14 protein-coding genes are annotated in these 16,442 nt (G+C 56.3%); 7 read left to right on the top strand and 7 right to left on the bottom strand.

Annotation, left to right across the window (positions count from 1 at the left end):
- Positions 1 to 213: 213 nt before the first annotated feature.
- From nhoA to HV213_RS14100, 4 genes are all read right to left on the bottom strand, one after another.
- A complete protein-coding gene (gene nhoA / locus HV213_RS14115) occupies positions 214 to 1,059 on the bottom strand; it encodes an N-hydroxyarylamine O-acetyltransferase (RefSeq protein WP_139538192.1) in 846 nt (281 codons plus the stop codon).
- A 76-nt stretch (positions 1,060 to 1,135) separates the two neighbouring features.
- Entirely contained in the window at positions 1,136 to 2,791 is a 1,656-nt protein-coding gene (locus tag HV213_RS14110; RefSeq protein ID WP_181486145.1) for an ABC transporter permease, read from the bottom strand.
- Positions 2,792 to 2,967: 176 nt separating this feature from the next.
- Entirely contained in the window at positions 2,968 to 3,936 is a 969-nt protein-coding gene (locus tag HV213_RS14105) for an ABC transporter substrate-binding protein (RefSeq protein WP_181486144.1), read from the bottom strand.
- Entirely contained in the window at positions 3,933 to 4,637 is a 705-nt protein-coding gene (locus tag HV213_RS14100) for an ABC transporter ATP-binding protein (protein ID WP_181486415.1), read from the bottom strand. Before HV213_RS14100 ends, HV213_RS14105 begins: the two co-directional genes overlap by 4 nt.
- A gap of 336 nt (positions 4,638 to 4,973) precedes the next feature.
- On the opposite strand from HV213_RS14100, the gene HV213_RS14095 reads away from it, so the two are divergent.
- On the top strand, positions 4,974 to 5,555 hold the full coding sequence (locus HV213_RS14095) for a flavin reductase family protein (RefSeq protein WP_181486143.1): 582 nt from the start codon (positions 4,974 to 4,976) through the stop codon (positions 5,553 to 5,555).
- Positions 5,556 to 5,769: 214 nt separating this feature from the next.
- A complete protein-coding gene (locus tag HV213_RS14090; protein ID WP_181486142.1) occupies positions 5,770 to 6,288 on the top strand; it encodes a ClbS/DfsB family four-helix bundle protein in 519 nt (172 codons plus the stop codon).
- Between the two features lie 8 nt (positions 6,289 to 6,296).
- Here the strand turns inward: HV213_RS14090 and HV213_RS14085 are convergent, their stop codons facing one another.
- Positions 6,297 to 7,121, bottom strand: a complete 825-nt coding sequence (locus tag HV213_RS14085) for a helix-turn-helix domain-containing protein (protein ID WP_181486141.1) — start codon at positions 7,119 to 7,121, stop codon at positions 6,297 to 6,299.
- A 203-nt stretch (positions 7,122 to 7,324) separates the two neighbouring features.
- Here HV213_RS14085 and HV213_RS14080 point away from each other — a divergent pair, with 203 nt between their 5' ends.
- Genes HV213_RS14080 through HV213_RS14070 form a run of 3 tightly spaced genes read left to right on the top strand, consistent with a single transcriptional unit; the run spans position 7,325 to position 11,951 of the window.
- Positions 7,325 to 8,896 carry an alpha-L-rhamnosidase-related protein gene (locus tag HV213_RS14080; RefSeq protein ID WP_181486140.1) on the top strand — a complete coding sequence of 524 codons (1,572 nt, stop codon included), beginning with the start codon at positions 7,325 to 7,327 and terminating at the stop codon, positions 8,894 to 8,896.
- 25 nt (positions 8,897 to 8,921) lie between these two features.
- On the top strand, positions 8,922 to 10,304 hold the full coding sequence (locus HV213_RS14075) for a glycoside-pentoside-hexuronide (GPH):cation symporter (protein ID WP_181486139.1): 1,383 nt from the start codon (positions 8,922 to 8,924) through the stop codon (positions 10,302 to 10,304).
- A gap of 42 nt (positions 10,305 to 10,346) precedes the next feature.
- Positions 10,347 to 11,951 carry a carbohydrate porin gene (locus tag HV213_RS14070; protein WP_181486138.1) on the top strand — a complete coding sequence of 535 codons (1,605 nt, stop codon included), beginning with the start codon at positions 10,347 to 10,349 and terminating at the stop codon, positions 11,949 to 11,951.
- 130 nt (positions 11,952 to 12,081) lie between these two features.
- On the opposite strand, the gene pptA is transcribed toward HV213_RS14070, so the two are convergent.
- Together pptA and HV213_RS14060 are read right to left on the bottom strand one after the other, a co-directional pair.
- Positions 12,082 to 12,309 (bottom strand): tautomerase PptA, encoded by a 228-nt coding sequence (gene pptA / locus HV213_RS14065; protein WP_142465925.1) that lies wholly within the window; start codon positions 12,307 to 12,309, stop codon positions 12,082 to 12,084.
- A 91-nt stretch (positions 12,310 to 12,400) separates the two neighbouring features.
- The gene (locus tag HV213_RS14060; RefSeq protein WP_181486136.1) at positions 12,401 to 13,405 is read right to left on the bottom strand and encodes a LacI family DNA-binding transcriptional regulator; all 1,005 of its coding nucleotides are present in this window, start codon (positions 13,403 to 13,405) and stop codon (positions 12,401 to 12,403) included.
- Positions 13,406 to 13,708: 303 nt separating this feature from the next.
- On the opposite strand from HV213_RS14060, the gene HV213_RS14055 reads away from it, so the two are divergent.
- Positions 13,709 to 14,905 carry an L-talarate/galactarate dehydratase gene (locus HV213_RS14055; RefSeq protein WP_112214251.1) on the top strand — a complete coding sequence of 399 codons (1,197 nt, stop codon included), beginning with the start codon at positions 13,709 to 13,711 and terminating at the stop codon, positions 14,903 to 14,905.
- A gap of 186 nt (positions 14,906 to 15,091) precedes the next feature.
- On the top strand, positions 15,092 to 16,402 hold the full coding sequence (locus HV213_RS14050) for an MFS transporter (RefSeq protein WP_181486135.1): 1,311 nt from the start codon (positions 15,092 to 15,094) through the stop codon (positions 16,400 to 16,402).
- Positions 16,403 to 16,442: the final 40 nt, after the last annotated feature.

Here is a 16,442-nt window from a genome sequence, read left to right as displayed (position 1 = left end):
TCCTTATATGTGGGTGCTCAGGGCACAGGATACCGTTCGGTCTTGAGGCGACAGGGAAACAGGTTACCGGGGCATAATCTCTCCCGCGGGCTCAGGGGCTCCAGGGCTGGGTGATGCTCACCGGTAACCTCCCGATGATCAGTCGGGGATCTTCTCCGCCGGAACGGAGAAGGTCAAGACATAAGGGTTAGGGTGAGGGTAAAACGTCAAAACCTACTTCCCCGCCTCCGGATGCGTATCAAACGCCGCCATCACCGCCGCTAACTCCGCTTCGCTAAAGCCATATTTCGCATCGTCAACGCCGAGGCCGAAACGTGTTTGCAACGCTTCGTACAGCGCGGGAACGTCCGGTAAGTCCAGCTTTTCGACCACATGGTTTTTATCCCAATGGGTAAAGTGGAAATTGGTTAACGTCATCTTGCCTCCGTCCGGTAAATGGCGACACATCAGCAGATGGTGACGGAAGTGCGACTGCGGCCAGTGCGCCGACCAGAAATTGCCCATCACGTAGTCAGAAGCGTACTGACGACCCAAATCAAAATGGTACATCGACTGCCAGTGACCGTGATGGCTGAACTGCAGCGCCCATTCATCCCCTTCATAAATCAGGCGATACTCACCGTGCGGCGTGGTTTGTTCAACATCCGCCAGCAGCCGAATCGGCGCGGTCAGGGTCTGACCGCCAAAGCCGACATCGGCAATCCAGCGTTCGCCCTCAACTTCCACCAGCAGCAGCCGATGAGTGCGCGGCGGCATATGCGGCGGGTTCGCCAACACCACCCGTCCCAGCAGGCTGCGCACGTTAAAGCCAATCTCGCGCAGCGCTCTCTCCAGCAGACCATTTTGTTCAAAGCAGTAACCGCCGCGACGGCCATGAATCAGCTTATCTTCCAGCGTCCGATCGTCGAGATGCATCTCTCTGGGCAGCAACACATCCAGGTTCTCAAACGGGATCGCGCCGTTATGGTGGATATGCAGTTCGCGCAAGGTGTTAATCGATACTTCAGGGGTTCCCGTCCAGCCCAGACGAGAAAAATAGGCGCTTAAAAATGGACTCATCAATGCCTCCAGCAATCGGTGTCCGATATTTATAGCCTGTTTTTCCCACCAGACCAGCGATTTCGTGCGTTCGTCTTTATTCACGCGTGCCCCGCTGCATCAACGCCAGCGCGCTGAGCATTAAAGCCAGGCCAGTAAATAGCGTCAGGGAAGCCATTGCCATCCCTTGCCCTACCGAGCCCTGCTCAAACTGACGCCAGATAAACACCGCCACGGTTTGCGTCCCCGCTGGAGCCAGCAGCAGCGAGGTCACGAGCTCGCGGGAAGCCACGGCAAACACCATCAGCATCGCCGCCAGCTGCGCCGGAAACACCAGCGGCAGAACGATCAAACGTAGCGCCTGCAATGGCGTAGCGCCATGCACCCGCGCCGCCGGTTCAAGATTATTACCGAGTTGGCGCAGCGCGCTGCCGACATAGCGCACCGGCCACGGTAGCAGCAGACAGCAATAAGAAAGCAGCAGCATAAACCAGGTGTTATAGGGAGAAACCGGCCAGAACGGCTGATTCCACAGCAGAATCAGCCCAACGCCGACCACCACGCCCGGCAGCGCTGCTGGCATCAGCGATAATGCATCGACAATCGCACTCCCCCTGATTTTCTGCACCAATACCAGCCAGGCGGCGAGCATACCGACCAAACCGACGATCAACGCTGAAGCCAGCGCCAGCGAAAGGCTGGTCCCCAGCGCCGACAGCGCATCGCCCTGCTGGGCAAACAGCGCTTCGAAATGCCTGAAGGTAAAATTGTCGGCATGAATACCACCCGACAGCGTCCCCATCAGGCTGGTCAGCACCATCGATGCCCCCGGCAGCAGCACAGCCAGCCCGCCGATGCCCGCCATAAACAACACCGCCGGAAGCGTCAGCCAGCCTAAATCCGCCCCGCTATTCTCTCCCGGCTTGCCGGTTACGCTGGTCACTTCTTTATCGCCAACCAGCCGCTTTTGCAGCCACCAGGCCAGCAGCGCTACCGCAATCAGCAGCAATGACAGCAGCGACGCGCCCGGCAGGTCGATAGGCCAGTCGGCGAGTTTTTTCTCTATCCCGACGGTGAGCATCACCAGCCCCGCCCGTGAACCGAGCGCCGCCGGAACGCCGTACTCTTCAATGGCGAGGGTAAACGCCAGCAGCATCCCCGCCGCCAGCGCCGGAGAAAGCATCGGCAGCGTGATATGCCAGAACGCCCGCCAGGCGCTGGCTCCGTGCACCCGCGCCACTATCGCCAGCCGCTGACCGCTCGCCAGCAGGCTGCGCGAGACCGCAAAATAGACTACCGGGAAGATGTTGAGGGTCATCACCAGCACAATCCCGCTGCGGCTGAACAGCAGATCGTTCAGATCCCAGCCGGTCAGCTGTTGCAGATAGCCGTTGCTTTGCAGTACCAGCATCCATGACAGCGCGGCAATATACGGTGGCGTAAGAAAGGGGATCAGAAATAGCAGATCCCACAGGCGGGGTAACGGTAAATTAAACAATCCGCGCAGCACGCCCAGCGGCAAACCGATAATCACGCTCATCAGCGCCACGCCGCAGGCCACCCATAGGGTGCCGCCAAGCATCGTCGGCAGTTGCGGGTCGGCAATCAACGTCGATACGCCGCTAAACGCGCCGCCCAGCGAACCGGCGCTAAACTGGGGGAATATCGCCTGTAGGACGATAAAAAAGAGCGGTAACGCCACCAGCACCAGCAGCGCCGTTAGCGTTCCCGTCGAAATAAGTTTCTGTTTCACGGTCTTTTCCTGGAAACGATCCCCGTCTGCGATCCGGCAGCCCGGACAGGTGCGCCAGCGCCGCCTCCGGGAGATGCGCCGGGCCCTGATGCCTCAGCGTTGCATCTTCCCGATTGCGCTACTGTATGACTGGGCTACATTGGCCGAGCAACGTTTCGCAACCCGGGGAAATCGGTTTACTGCGCGAAGAGCGAATTAAAACGTGAAAGGACCGCGCTACGTTCGCTGTTGCCATCGCTGGTGGTCGGCAGAATTTTCAGCTCATTGAGCAGCGGACGCTTAGCCTTAACATCGCTACGGGCGGGCATTAACCAGGCATCGGCGACCAGCGTCTGGCCTTCCGGCGACAGGACATAGTCAACAAAAGCTTTGGCATCGTCTGCATGCTGGCTGGTTTTGAGGATCATCATTGGACGCGGCGCAATAACCGTACCGCTGGCCGGGAAAATCACCTTCAGCGATTCACCCTGATGAATATTGCCGTAAGAGACATAGTCCACCGCGCCGAAGACCGCCGCTTTTGCCCCCTGCATCACCGGCGTTACCGCCTGGGCATTCGGCCCGCTGACCACCATGCCGTTCTTTTTCAGGTCGTCAAACAGCGCCCAGGCTTTATCACCCATGCCATTCTGTAACCCGATCAGCAAATCCAGCGACGCGCCGGAGAGCGCCGGGTCCGGCGTGGTGACTTTATCTTTGAACGCGGCTTCGGTCAGGTCGCGCCACTCTTTCGGCTCCGGTGTGCCGCTTTTGGTGTTCCAGACGATCCCCAGCGCCGAAATACCCTGAGCGACGTAATCAGCGGATTTCAGATTCGCCGGAACCTTATTGGCATTAGCACTCTGATACGCCAGTAGCCAGCCGCGGTTATGCAAATCCTCCGCCGTGTCCCAGGAAGCTGAGATCAGCACGTCCGCCTGCGGGTTCGCCTGTTCGGCTTCAAGACGCGCCATCACCTTGCCGGTAGTGGCCTGGAAAATATTCACCTTCACCCCGGTTTTCTTCTCATAGCCGCTGGCGAGACTTTTCGCCAGAGAGCCCGGACCGGCGGTGTATACGGTCAGCGCGTGGGCGCTGGAGATCATGGTGGTCGATAACATAATCGCGAGCGCAACTCCTGTCTTAATGGTCATAACGGTTTTCATGCGGGTTCCCCTGAGGATGAAGTAACGGCGCGGACGGCGGCAATGCTGCCCGCAGATAAATGCACAATCTTGTCTGCCAGCAGCTCGGCTTCACGACGGTCGTGGGTGACGTAGACGGCTGTAATACCCAACTGGCGCAGCAGGCGGCTCATCTCCACGCATAGCGACTCGCGCAGTTCGCTGTCGAGGTTGGAGAGCGGCTCATCAAACAGCAGCACGCGGGGTTCTGCCACAATGGCGCGGGCCAGGGCGACGCGCTGCTGCTGACCGCCGGAAAGCCCCGACGGTTTGCGGTCAGCAAAGCCGTTGAGACCGACCATCGCCAGCGCCTCCTCGACGCGCTTTTGCCGTTCGTGACGCGCTACACCGCGCATACGCAGCGGAAAAGCCACGTTCTGCGCGGCAGTCATATGCGGCCACAGAGCATAATCCTGAAAGACCATACCGAGATCGCGCTGTTCCGGGGGCATTCCCCAGCCGGTTTTCGCCACCAGACGATCGCCGAAGTGAATTTCACCGCAAGCAGGTACGGTTAGCCCAGCGAGCAAGCGCAGCAGCGTGCTTTTGCCGCAGCCCGAAGGCCCCAGCAGCGCAACGATGCTGCCCGCGTCGATATGCAGACTGATCTGATTAAGAACGGTATGAGTGCCGAAGGCGAAGGAAACGCCGTCGAGTTTAATGCTGGTAAGCGCGCGCATTATCGCCCTCTCCATTGGGAAAGCGATGCTCTACCCGCGGTCAACATCCGCCGGGCCGCGCTCACCTGAGATAAATTCAGGGGAGCTAACATATTGTGATCCTCTTTGGGACTTTTACCCGTCATACTTCAAGTTGCATGTGCGTTGGCCGCATTCGTTCACCCCAGTCACTTACCAAAGTAAGCTCCAGGGGATTCGCTCACTTGCCGCCTGCCTGCAACTCGAATTATTTAGGGTATCGCGGTGCCGACTATAGGGAGCCTGTATGACGTATTGATTACATTTTCATTGCGGATTAACGTGTGGTCAGGCATCAGACCCATTTACCAAGGAACGCATATGAGCCGTTTTCGCCACGTGGAACTCCAGTACGCCAGTCGCCTGCTTAATCATGGCCCGACCATTCTGATAACCAGCTATGACGCCCAGTCTCAACGCCGTAACGTCATGGCCGCCGCGTGGTCGATGCCGGTGGAGTTCGCGCCGCCGAGGCTGGCTATCGTGGTGGATAAAAGCGCCTGGACGCGGGAAATTATTGAGCGCAACGGCACCTTCGGCATCGTCGTCCCCGGCGTGGAGGCCGCAAGCTGGACCTACGCGGTCGGCAGCATCAGCGGGCGCGATGAGGATAAATTTAACGCTTATGGCATTCCGGTGGTGCAAGGCCCGGTGCTGGGTTTGCCGCTGATTGAAGAGAAATGTCTGGCGTGGATGGAGTGCCGCCTGCTGCCGCCAACCGCGGCCCAGGAGCAGTACGATACCCTGTTTGGCGAGGTGGTTTCCGCCGCTGCCGATGAGCGCGCGTTTGTTACCGGTCGCTGGCAGTTCGACGAAGATAAGATCAATACACTGCATCATCTCGGCACCGGCAATTTTGTCGCCAGCGGTCGCCACGTACAGGCTAATACCCCAGAAGAGTAAACCTTGCCGACCGCAGATTGTTGAGAACGGTAGCCCGGACAGATATGCAGCATCGCCTCCGGGATAATTCGGCAACACCCTGCGCTCTTCTTCCCGGGGGCGGCGCAAAGCGCCTGGCCCGGGCTACGGGCTCGCAGACGTCTGAAGACCGGTAGCCCGGACAGATGCGTAGCATCGCCTCCGGGGAATCATGTCACTTAGAAAGGAACTCACTATGAGCGTACCGCAAACCCAGGATCAGCTACTGGCAGCCATCGAAAAAAACTTCGCTAAATTGGCCGATTACCTGGCACATATTCCCGAAGATAAAACGGACGAAAAGACTCTGGCTGGTCACGCACAGGGTACGATGATGAGCGTTCGCGATCTGGTCTGCTATCTGCTGGGATGGAATGAACTGGTGCTCAAATGGATAACTCTTGACGAAAGCCGGCAGCCTATCGACTTCCCGGAAACCGGCTTTAAATGGAACCAGCTCGGACTACTGGCGCAGAAGTTCTATGCCGATTATCCATCGCTGAATTACCCTGCTCTGCTTACTGCCCTGCATCAGGCGAAACAGCAGATTGTCGCCTGCATCGAAGCGCGGGATGACAACACGCTTTACGGCCAACCGTGGTATGGCAAATGGACGCTGGGGCGGATGATCTCCTTCAACACCTCGTCACCTTATGCCAACGCCTGTGGTCGTTTGCGCAAATGGGCAAAGGAACAAAATGTGCCGTTGACATAATCTTTGTCTCAGCGCAGCAAACGACGCCGGTCTTCGCTAGGGGTCAGGCCAAACACTTTTTTATATAAGGTGGTGAAGTGGTTACTGTTCGCGAAACCGCATAAATAAGCCACTTCTGTAATCGTCATATCGGTTTCGCGTAATTTTACGCGGGCCGAAACTAAGCGCAGGCGTTTTAAATAATTATCCGGCGTCAGCCCGGTGGCCTCTTTAATATGGCGAAAAGCGGTTCGCGTAGTCAGATGAAATTTCTCCGCCAATTGCTGCCAATTATGTTCCTCAAAACAGTGCTCCTGTAACCAGGTAAGCAACTTATGTAGCTTATACTTTGTATTGCTATATTCGGCCTCTGATTCCGCATGCAAAATGGTGGTAACAAGCTGGAAAAACGCAGCTTCGCGCAGTGCGCTATTTTCAGCCTGCTGGCATTCAGCCGAGAATATCTTTTCAACCAGCTCCCGGCAGATATGACGGGTATCCGGGGCCAGCCAACCGTAGCAAGAAGCCTGCTGCGCCGAGAACGTCTGTAATAATGCATCAAGATGCTGTAAATATCGAAACTCAACCAGCGGATTAATTAACACATTAATCAGCTTAAGCGTCCCCAGCTCATCATAATAATGCACATCGCCCGGTTGAACGTAAAAAACATCGCCCTGTTGAATATATAAAGGCCGACCATTAATAACGTGTAAACCGTGTCCCTCTTCAACAATCACCAGTTCGGCAAACTCGTGACTATGCTCATGGCTATTATCTTCCGGGTCGCTGGCGTACATCCCCAGCTTATCTTGCGGATGGGTGAAATAATACTCAACGGTCAACATCATCATTTATTAAGTCCAAAACGGCATACGGCGCAGTGGCAAGATAATGCATTTTGGCGGTCGTCACGAGCAAGATTTATGGAATTGTGATCGCCAACCTCCCCATCCCACCATCATTGCCATTTTCTCAAACGCTTTGGCATTGCCAGAGTGGTTGCCGCAGGCAGCGGCATCTTATGCTGCACTCAAATAAACACAGAGGACGCAGTATGTCACAGGCTATTCAGCATAATTCTCAGGTCAAGATGACCCGTCACCAGGATTTTTTACGCACCGCTGAGGCGCTCCGGCCCGCGCTGCGCAGCGAACTACACCCGCCTGTCGCCGTGATAGAAGCCCGGGCCGACTCCCGCGCGCTATTTGGCTGGCGTGCCGAAACGGTGAGTACCCTGGAGGCCTTTTATCAGCGCGAACTGACCAGCGGCGATAGCGTTATCATCGATTTTGGCAGCCACTACGTCGGCTACCTGCATTTGCTCTGCCAGAGCGCAGGAAGCCCGCCGGACGCCCCCGCACACCTGCAACTCACCTTTGGCGAAACTCTCAGCGAAGTCTGCGAACCCTTCAGCGAATACCAGGGCTGGCTCAGCAGCAGTTGGCTACAGCAGCAGGATCTGTGGCTTGACGTACTGCCCGCAGAGCTTGACCTGCCGCGCCGCTACTGCTTCCGCTTCCTGAAAATCGAGGTCAAAGCGGTATCGAGTAAATTCCGCTTGCGTTTCGACCAGATACAGGTGAACGCAGTGACCTCGGCTACCCAAACTTGTCCAGCGAGCATCTCCGCCGATCCGCAACTGCAAGAGATCGACCAGATTGCCGTTCTGACTCTGCAAAACTGCATGCAGGAAGTCTTCGAAGACGGCCCCAAACGTGATCGCCGCCTGTGGCTCGGCGATTTACGCCTGCAGGCGCTGGTTAACGATGTCACCTTTGCCCGACACGATCTTGTGCGTCGCTGTCTGTACCTTTTCGCCGGGCATACCCGTGAAGATGGCATGGTGTCGGCCAACGTTTTCGTCCAGCCGGATGTCATTGCTGATGACACCTTCCTGTTTGATTACTCCCTGTTTTTTGTCGATGTTCTCTACAACTATCTGCAAAGCGCTGAGGATATTGCCACCGCTCACGAGTTGTGGCCCACGGCTAAGCGTCAGATTGAACTGGCGCTAACCCGCTGCGACGACTCAGGCCTTGTGCGCGATAGCGACGACTGGTGGGTATTTATCGACTGGCAAGAGTCGCTGAATAAACAGGCCTCCGCACAAGGAGTGCTGATTTACTGCCTGCAACGTGCCATCTGGCTGGCTGAACGCTTTGAGCCTGAACTCGCGGCAACTTACAAAACCCGCTTACAGCAGCTCAAAGCGGCGGCACTAAGTGAACTCTGGGACCAACAGCAAGGCTTTTACGTTAGCGGCGCACATCGACAGGTCTCGTGGGCTTCGCAAATCTGGCTGGTACTGGCGGAAATCGGTACTCCTCAGCAGCGCCAGGAGATTATGCGTAACCTGGAGAAAAATCCCCCCGCTATCGCCATGAACACGCCCTATCTGCGCCACCACTATATCGCCGCCCTCTTGCAGTGCGGGCTGCGCGAGGAGGCGATTGCGCAGATCAAAGCCTACTGGGGCGCAATGGTCGATTACGGCGCTGACACCTTTTGGGAAATTTTTGACCCGGCGCGCCCTGAGTTTTCCCCTTATGGCAGCAAACTGATAAACAGTTATTGCCATGCGTGGAGCTGTACCCCGGCCTGGTTTATTCGCCAGTACGGACTTTAACAACAACGATTAGCGAGTTCATTTTATGGCAGAAACAACTTTTACCCTGTGGCGGCAGCGCGTTGGCTACGGCATCGCTGACCTCTCCTGCAACCTCGTGTGGCAGATGATTTCTCTTTATCTGATGTTCTTTTACACCGACGTGATGGGCCTTCCTGCCTATTATGTCGGCCTGATGTTCCTCGTCACGCGTCTGGTAGATGGCGTTGCCGACGTACTGATGGGGCTGGTTATCGACAACACCACCACCCGCTGGGGTCGCTGTCGTCCGTACTTGTTGATTGGTGCAGTGCCTTTTGGGCTGTTGTGTATTCTGGCCTTCTACGTGCCCGATTTCGGCACCACCGGTAAGCTGATTTATGCGTTTATCACCTATCTGTGCCTGTCGTTTCTCTACACCATCGTCAACATTCCGTTCTGCGCGATGCTGCCGTTTCTGACGAACGATTCGCGGGAGCGCACGACCCTGTCAGCGGTGCGTATTCTGCTGGGATCGCTTGGGGCGACGATTGTTGCGGTCGCTACCCTACCGCTCGTCGGCGCGCTGGGCAAAGGTAATCAGGAACACGGTTTCTTCTATACCGCGGTGATTTTCGGCGTGATTGCCACCTTTTTCCTGCTGGTGAGTTTTCGTAACGTCAAAGAAAATATCAGCATTACTCAGGAACGCATGACCTTAAAACGCGCCTGGGTCAGCCTGCGCGCCAACCGTCCGTGGTTTGTGTTCGCCATTAATATTTTCCTGATGTGGGGTGCGTTCTTCTTCCAGACCGGGGCGCTGGTTTACTTCTTCCACTATTACGTCGGCAATAACGATCTGACGGCGATCGTTGCCGGGATCTCCACTTTTGTTCCACTACTCGGCACCCTCACCGTGCCGCTGCTCGCCAGCCGCATGAAAAAACGCCACGTTTATCTGATTGCCAGCGCGATTAACCTTATCGGTATGGGCATGATGATGGCGGCGGGCGTCAACAGCTGGGGGCTCATTGCCGGTGCCGTCGTGCTGTCGCTTGGCGCAGGGCAACGCACGGCGATCTACTTCTCGATGCAGGCCGACCCTGTGGATTACGGGGTATGGAAAACCGGTATCAATACCGCCGGGATTTTAACCTCGATCAACGGATTCCTCGGCAAAGTCGCCATGGCAGGCGCGGGGGCGATTACCGGCGTGCTGCTCTCTTCCGGCGGCTATATCGCCAACCAGGCGCAAAGCGACAGCGCGATGCTGGCGATTAAAGCCTGTTATCTCTACATTCCGGCACTGCTGATTGTCGCCTCGATGCTGTGGATTGGTCGCTTCTATCGCCTGGACGACCAGTACGAGCAGATCCGCGCCGACCTCGACGCCGGACGCCGCGCACCGTCGGACACTTCGTCGGTATCTGGAGAAAACCACGCCCTGTAAGGCGTACAACACCGCACTACTTCTGGAAAAATAAGGATTCGTATGCGTATCTCTTTGATTAGCGCAGCGGTTTGCTGCGCCCTTTTTTCGGCCTGGGGCGCGAGTGCAGCGCCTCTCACCATCGAACAACGGCTGGCGCAGCTGGAGGCCCGGCTTAATCATGCGGAGCAAGAAGCGGGAGAAGCCAACCGTCGGGCACAGCAGGCTGAACAACGCACCAGCGCCGCAGAACAGCGCGCGGCGGCAGCGGAAAAACAGGTACAGGGCCTGAGCCAGCGCACCGCAGCGACCGAGCAAAAACAGCAGGCCACCGACAAACAGCTGGCAAAATCCAGCCTTACCGACGGCTTTGAATTTAACGCTTACGCCCGTTCCGGGATGCTGGTTGATAGCCACGGTAAAGGCGCGCGCGGCGGTCCTGGGATCTCCCCGGCCAGTTCGCTCAATGGCGATGCCCACGTTGGCCGTCTCGGCAATGAAAAAGATAACTATGTGGAGTTGAGTTTCGGCAAGAAAATGACCTTCAGCGACGGGTCATGGGCGCACTTTAAAACCATGCTCGCCGATGGCGCGACCAATCCGGACCCGTGGGTGCAGGATAACGACAGCCACCACCTTAACGTACGCCAGCTGTACGTTGAAATGGGCAACTTCGCTGATTTTTCCGGGCCGTTTAAGAGCGCCTCCATCTGGGCGGGCAAGCGTTTCGACCGCGATAACTTCGATATTCACTTTACCGATAGCGACATTATGTTCCTTGGTGGTACCGGCGGCGGCATCAACGACGTGGCCTGGGGCAGCCATCTGCGCGGTGATTACTCGGTTTATGCACGTAACTTCGGCGATCTGGGTAGCGATAACTACGAAGACAACGATATTCAGAACCTGATGTTCACGGCGAACCACTTCTGGAAAAACTGGCAGCTGATGACCACGGCGATGACTGCCCAGGGCAACGATGACCTGAAGGATAACACCTCGACCACCGGTAGCTATGCCCTGCGTAGCGATAATACGGCGAAGAGCGGTTATTACGCGATGCTGGCTTATCACGATAAGCAGCAGTTCTACGGCCTGGCACCGGGGGTATCCGAAAGCGCCTTACAGTACGGCGGCGGCCTTGGGGCCGAAGCACGTCAGCCCGGCAGCGATGGCGATCTCACCGAGAATGCAAAATCCTTGCGCTTTGCATCATACGGAATTTTGCCGCTGGGGAAAAACTGGCAGTTGGCTCCATCGGTTATCGCCCAGCACAGCGAAGACCGCTACCGCGATGGCGACCGTTATGATTGGGCCACCTTCAACCTGCGGGTGTCTCAGGGGATCACCCGCAACTTCGCCCTGTTGTATGAGGCTTCCTGGCAGTATATGGACCTCAATCCAAACGGGAGAAGCTATCGTTACAACGACGGCGTACATCAATACCAGGCGGTGAGCGGCGATTTTTATAAGCTGACTTTCGCCCCGACGTTCAAAGTGGGCGATGTGTTTGATATTAAAGCGCGCCCGGAGATCCGTTTCTTCGTGACGTGGATGAACTGGGATAAAGACCTGGATCGTTACGCGATTAACGACGATTTCGGCAGCAAAGGCTTTACCGCCGGCGGTAACTGGAACTTCGGCGTGCAGACGGAGATTTGGTTCTGATACAGCAGCACGGTGCGGTCTTCCCCCCGGGCGCGGCGCAAAGCGCCTGGCCCGGGCTACAGGTTCACAGACGGCTGAAGGTGGGTAGCCCGGACAGATGCGCAGCATCGCCTCCGGGAAGGAAGCGCAGTTACATACTGTAACCCGGTTTCTTAATCAACTGCTCCATCTGCGGGGCGATTTCGCTGTCCCAGACCTGCTGCCAGTCGCTCGGTTCAATCTGCTTGAGGGCCACGCTCACCGAGCTGTCTTTACTGCTCAGATGGCGAACCAACACTTCGGTAATATCGGCGGCCAGCGCCGTTTTTTGTTCATCATTCAGATCGCGGGGAAAACATTTAATATCTACGTGTGGCATAGCAGGCTCCTTATTGTCAGAACGATAAAGCTATCACAGACCGGGGGGCCTTAACATTGCTCTGCAATACCCCATTCCCCCTTTAACAAATCTACGCCGACTCCCGCACCACCAGGTGAAAGCCGATATCAACAATCACCTCTTCTTCTCCGCTGCCTTCGATGCGGTCGGCTAACAAAGTTGCCGCCTGCTCACCGATGGCGTGGCGGTCAACGCTGACGGTGGTAATCGCAGGACGGTTGCTGGCGGCGAAATCCAGATCGCCAAAGCCGATCACCGCCAGGTCTTCCGGTACGCGCAGACCGCGGCTTTCGGCTTCCATAATCGCCCCCTGCGCCAGGGTATCGGAGCTGCAAACAATGACGTCAAACTCGGAGGAATCGAGCAGCTCAGCCAGCCCGCTGCGTCCCAGCGCCAGCGACGCCGGAAGCGGTACTTCAACCTGCGGTACATCATCAAGGCCATTTTTAGCCAGCCGGGCGCACAGCCCCTGTTTACGCAACGTCGCACGCGAGTCCCCTGCCCACAGCAGTCCCGGACGACGATAGCCTTTTTCCAGCAAGTACTCGCCGATGGTCTCGCCCACTTTTTCATGGGAAAAGCCCACCAGCATATCCAGCGGCGTCGGGGTCAAATCCCAAATTTCCACCACCGGCGTGGCGGCATTAAGAATGGTTTTCTTTAGCGCCGGAGCGTGCTGGATCCCGGTCAACACCACGCCGTCCGGGCGTCGCGAAAGCAGGGTTGCCACCAGCTCGGCTTCGGTCTGCCGACTGTAGCCCGCCACGCACAGCAGCATATGGTAACCGCGCGCCGCCAGGGTATCGCTCAGCGCCTGGATGGTATCGACAAACATATTGTTGTTGATTTGCGGTACCACCACCGCAACCAGTTTACTGCGCCGTGACGCCAGGCCACCGGCCAGCGCGTTGGTGATATAGCCCGTGGCCTGCACCGCCTGCATCACCTTTTCTACCGTTTTCGGCCTGACCAGCTGCGGCGTATTCAGCGCCCGACTGACCGTCATCGACGACAGCCCGGCGGTACGGGCAACATCATCCAGCGTCGGTGCACGCGTCGGTTTTCTGCTTTTCACGACTAAGTCCCCGTGTTGAGTCGTTTGTTGTGGGCATTATTGATGAAGCCCTACGCAATTGCCAGCCTGCTCCCGCGCATCCTCAATAGAATCAACGGCCTGCAAAATAAAATGTTATCGCTATCATTATGCATTGTGAATATTCACAAATCTCTTCGGAACGTGATATGCATTGCATAATTTTACCATTAAGAACCGTTAATTGTGATCATTTGTACAAATTAAAATCAACGTCGTGGCACAAAAACAAAATCAGGATTAAAAATGTTAGCGCAAACATTTTTAATCCAAAAGGAACTTACCATGACCTCTAGCGCTAATTCCGAGTCCGTGACTTACGCCAAAGCTTCCGGCGTCAAAACCGCCGCTGAAACCGGCGATCGCATTGAACACGTCAAACTGTCGCTGGCCTTCCTGCCGCTGGCGACCCCCGTCAGCGATGCCAAGGTCCTCACCGGACGGCAAAAACCGCTGACCGAAGTGGCGATTATCATTGCCGAAATCCGCTCCCGCGACGGTTTTGAAGGGGTTGGCTTTAGCTATTCCAAGCGTGCAGGCGGCCAGGGCATTTACGCCCACGCCAAAGAGATTGCCGATAACCTGCTCGGTGAAGACCCGAACGATATCGACAAGATCTACACCAAACTGCTATGGGCTGGTGCTTCGGTTGGTCGTAGCGGTATGGCGGTGCAGGCCATCTCCCCTATCGATATTGCGCTGTGGGACATGAAAGCCAAACGCGCCGGGTTACCATTGGCGAAACTGCTCGGCTCGCATCGCGATTCCGTGCAGTGCTACAACACCTCCGGCGGCTTCCTGCATACGCCACTGGATCAGGTGCTGAAAAATGTCGCTATCTCCCGTGAAAACGGCATTGGTGGGATCAAGCTGAAAGTTGGCCAGCCAAACACGGCTGAAGATATCCGTCGCCTGACGGCGGTGCGCGAAGTGCTGGGCGATGATTTCCCGCTGATGGTGGACGCCAACCAGCAGTGGGATCGCGAAACCGCCATCCGTATGGGACGCAAAATGGAGCAGTTCAATCTTATCTGGATTGAAGAGCCGCTGGATGCTTACGATGTCGAAGGCCACGCGCAGCTCGCCGCCGCGCTGGATACGCCAATTGCGACCGGTGAGATGCTGACCAGCTTCCGCGAACATGAACAGTTGATCCTCGGTAATGCCAGCGACTTTGTGCAGCCAGATGCCCCACGCGTTGGCGGGATCTCTCCGTTCCTGAAGATTATGGACCTGGCGGCGAAGCATGGCCGTAAGCTGGCTCCGCACTTTGCGATGGAAGTCCACCTGCACCTTGCCGCCGCCTATCCGCTGGAGCCGTGGCTGGAGCACTTCGAGTGGCTGAATCCGCTATTTAATGAGCAGCTTGAGCTACGCGATGGCCGGATGTGGGTTTCTGAGCGCCACGGTCTCGGCTTTACCCTGAGCGAACAGGCCCGCCGCTGGACCCAGCAAAGCTGCGAGTTTGGTAAACGCCCATAATCGATTTTCCCGGATGACGGCGCATCAAGCGCCGCGCCGGGAGAAAACAACATTTTCCCGGAGGCGATGCTGTGCATCTGTCCGGGCTACCGGCCCGCAGACGACTGAAAACCCGTAGCCCTGCCGGGGAAAAACCTCTTTTTGGCTGTACCCAAAATACACAACCCTGCAAAGGAGTTGATTAAAATGCAACAGCAAATAAAACGCAGCAACGTGCGTTACGGTATATTATTATTTTTATTTCTGGCCACCGTATTTAATTATGCTGACCGGGCAACGCTGTCCGTCGTCGCGCCAATTATGAGTAAAGAGTTAGGTTTTGACCCGGAGGCAATGGGTCTGGCCTTTTCGGTATTTGGTATCTCCTACGTTATTATGCAAATACCCGGCGGCTGGCTGCTGGATAAATATGGCTCGCGTCTGGTCTACGGCTGCGCGCTGATCGGCTGGTCAGTGGTAACGATGTTCCAGGGCACTATCTTTATGTTCGCCAGCCCGCTGGTAGTCCTGGTGATCCTGCGTCTGATGATGGGTGCCATCGAAGCACCAGCCTTTCCCGCCAACAGTCGCTTAAGCGTTCAGTGGTTCCCGAATAAAGAACGTGGATTCGTGACTTCGGTTTATCAAGCCGCGCAGTATATTTCACTGGGCATTATTACGCCGTTGATGACGATTATTCTGCACAATCTCAGCTGGCACTATGTCTTTTATTATATTGGCGCTATTGGCGTCGTGCTGGGGATATTCTGGCTGATTAAGGTCAGAGACCCGTTACATCATCCAGCAATAAATCAGCAGGAGCTCGATTATATTCGTGAAGGAGGCGGCGAGCCGGAATTAGGCAGCAAAAAAACACAGCAGAAATTAACCCTTGCGCAAATTAAAAGCGTTTGCGTCAACCGCATGATGATCGGGGTCTATATCGGTCAGTTCTGCGTCACGTCGATTACCTGGTTCTTCCTCACCTGGTTTCCAACCTACCTCTACCAGGCCAAAGGTATGTCGATCCTCAAGGTTGGTTTTGTCGCCAGTATCCCGGCGATTGCCGGATTTATCGGAGGCCTGCTGGGCGGCGTGTTCTCGGACTGGTTGCTGAAGCGCGGCTACAGCCTGACCACCGCCCGCAAGCTACCGGTGATCTGCGGCATGCTGCTCTCCTGCGTGATTGTCGTCGCCAACTACACCTCTTCAGAAGTGGTGGTGATCGCTGCCATGAGCCTGGCATTCTTTGCTAAGGGCTTTGGCAACCTGGGCTGGTGCGTGCTCAGCGACACCTCGCCAAAAGAGATGCTCGGCATCGCGGGCGGCGTATTCAACATGTGCGGCAACCTGGCAAGCATCATCACCCCGCTGGTCATTGGGGTGATCCTTGCTAAAACCCAGTCGTTTGATTACGCCATCCTGTACGTCGGTTCCATGGGCGTGCTGGGCCTGTTCTCCTATCTGTTTATCGTCGGGCCATTGGACCGCCTGACCCTGACCCCGCGTACCGCTTAATTTAAGACCTGGCGAGAATTCGCCCCCGCTGTTTCGCATC

The organism is Klebsiella sp. RHBSTW-00484 (assembly GCF_013705725.1).
GTDB lineage: Bacteria > Pseudomonadota > Gammaproteobacteria > Enterobacterales > Enterobacteriaceae > Klebsiella.
Note: the sequence above shows the minus strand (reverse complement) of the source record. Positions and strands in the feature narration are given on the sequence as shown.

Bases quoted from the DNA above. Each gene is read 5' to 3' on its own strand.
- HV213_RS14050 (WP_181486135.1), top strand. From the start codon at position 15,092: ATGCAACAGCAAATAAAACGCAGCAACGTGCGTTACGGTATATTATTA.
- HV213_RS14055 (WP_112214251.1), top strand. From the start codon at position 13,709: ATGACCTCTAGCGCTAATTCCGAGTCCGTGACTTACGCCAAAGCTTCC.
- HV213_RS14075 (WP_181486139.1), top strand. From the start codon at position 8,922: ATGGCAGAAACAACTTTTACCCTGTGGCGGCAGCGCGTTGGCTACGGC.
- HV213_RS14105 (WP_181486144.1), bottom strand. From the start codon at position 3,936: ATGAAAACCGTTATGACCATTAAGACAGGAGTTGCGCTCGCGATTATG.
- HV213_RS14080 (WP_181486140.1), top strand. From the start codon at position 7,325: ATGTCACAGGCTATTCAGCATAATTCTCAGGTCAAGATGACCCGTCAC.
- nhoA (WP_139538192.1), bottom strand. From the start codon at position 1,059: ATGAGTCCATTTTTAAGCGCCTATTTTTCTCGTCTGGGCTGGACGGGA.
- HV213_RS14095 (WP_181486143.1), top strand. From the start codon at position 4,974: ATGAGCCGTTTTCGCCACGTGGAACTCCAGTACGCCAGTCGCCTGCTT.
- HV213_RS14070 (WP_181486138.1), top strand. From the start codon at position 10,347: ATGCGTATCTCTTTGATTAGCGCAGCGGTTTGCTGCGCCCTTTTTTCG.
- HV213_RS14085 (WP_181486141.1), bottom strand. From the start codon at position 7,121: ATGATGATGTTGACCGTTGAGTATTATTTCACCCATCCGCAAGATAAG.
- HV213_RS14090 (WP_181486142.1), top strand. From the start codon at position 5,770: ATGAGCGTACCGCAAACCCAGGATCAGCTACTGGCAGCCATCGAAAAA.
- pptA (WP_142465925.1), bottom strand. From the start codon at position 12,309: ATGCCACACGTAGATATTAAATGTTTTCCCCGCGATCTGAATGATGAA.